The 1,408-nt window shown below is 68.2% G+C and carries 1 protein-coding gene and 1 pseudogene; both read right to left on the bottom strand.

Annotation, left to right across the window (positions count from 1 at the left end):
* Positions 1-111: 111 nt before the first annotated feature.
* Positions 112-540: pseudogene (locus tag ACFQ6N_RS40830) on the bottom strand (transposase); the annotation flags it as partial.
* A 95-nt stretch (positions 541-635) separates the two neighbouring features.
* Entirely contained in the window at positions 636-1,238 is a 603-nt protein-coding gene (locus ACFQ6N_RS40825; protein WP_380659198.1) for a helix-turn-helix domain-containing protein, read from the bottom strand.
* Positions 1,239-1,408 lie beyond the last annotated feature (170 nt).

Genomic DNA, 1,408 nt, shown 5'->3' with positions numbered 1-1,408 from the left:
ATCCGACAACCGCTCGCCCGCAGGCGCCTTGACCTGCCCCACCCTCGCCACACCACAACCAACGAGACAGACAGGACAAAGTCACCGGCATTGGGGCTAGTGCTGAATTCCTCAAAGGCGGTACACAAAACGGCGGCGGAGTCTGCGGGTTGGTGGGGGCGGTCTGCCCCAGATCCAGGGTTTGGCACGTGCGTTGAGCTGGGCGGTTGCGAGGCGGGTGGCCTGGTCGATCTCGTCGGGGCCGGCGAAGGACTGGCCGGCGAGGGCGGCCTTGCGGAAGATGCGCCACCAGCCTTCCTGGAGGTTGAGCCAGCAGGCGCCGACGGGGATGAAGACATGCCGTATCCGGGGATGGTCCTCGAGCCAGGTCCGGGTGGAAACGCTGTTGTGGGAAGACAGGTTGTCGGTGACGACGACGATCCCACCGGTGGGGTTGGCGTTCTCGAGCAACTGGAGGAACTGCTGGTAGAAGACGCTGTTACGGGAGGACGCGGTCATGGTGACCTGCTGTCCGTCGCGAACGCGCAGGCCGCCGTAGACCCAGGTCCTCTCCGGTCCGCGGCCTTAGTCCAGCTCGTTCTTGATGCGGTGTCCGTCCGGCGACCAGCCCGGCGCCGGCGGGAAGGTACGCGGGATCACCGGCCCCAGTTCGTCGACGCAGACGACCGTCGCGTCGGCGGGCGGGCGGGTGTACAGGCCGACGATCCGCGTCCTTTTCCCTCGAAGTCCGGGTCCTTGGAGCGGATCCAGGACCGGGTGCGGCGCCACCGCACACCCTCGGCCAGCAGGATCCTGCGGACCTGCGAGCGCCCGATCTCGATACCGGCGGCCCGTGCCCGCTCGGCCAGCGCGTCCAGGGTCCATTCCGGTGGCCCCGCCGGGTCCGCCGCCTCCAGGTCGCCACCCGCCTGGACCGTGAGCCGGCCAGGCGGTGGCTGCTTGACCAGGGCGATGACCCTCGATCGCTCGGCCTCGGTGATCCGAGGCTTGCGACCCTGCCCACCCAAATCCTCCAGGCCCTCCAGGCCGTCCCGGTTGAAGCGGTGCAACCAACACCGCACAGTCTTCTGACTGCACATCAGCTCCGCCGCGATCGCGGGCACCCTCGACCCCGCCCAACTCAGCTCGACCATCCGCGCCCGCAGCACCAGATCCGCCGGAGCCTTCCGCGCCCGCGCCAACCGGCGGACCACCGCTTCCTCGCCCGAATCACGGCCCTGCCGCGCCTGCAGCACCACCCCGAACCACCCATCCCTGACCGACCGAACCATCCCTCCACCAGCACATATACCCACTGAAAGAGGAATCCAGCACTAGTAGTGCTTTGTTACGTGCTGCGCGGGGTCTGGGCAGGTTGGCGGTTCGGCGGTTCGCTGTCGGTGTGACTCCGGACGAACTGGCAGTGCTG

The organism is Kitasatospora sp. NPDC056446 (assembly GCF_042796115.1).
Lineage (GTDB): Bacteria > Actinomycetota > Actinomycetes > Streptomycetales > Streptomycetaceae > Kitasatospora.
This window is presented reverse-complemented; position numbering and strand designations above follow the sequence as displayed.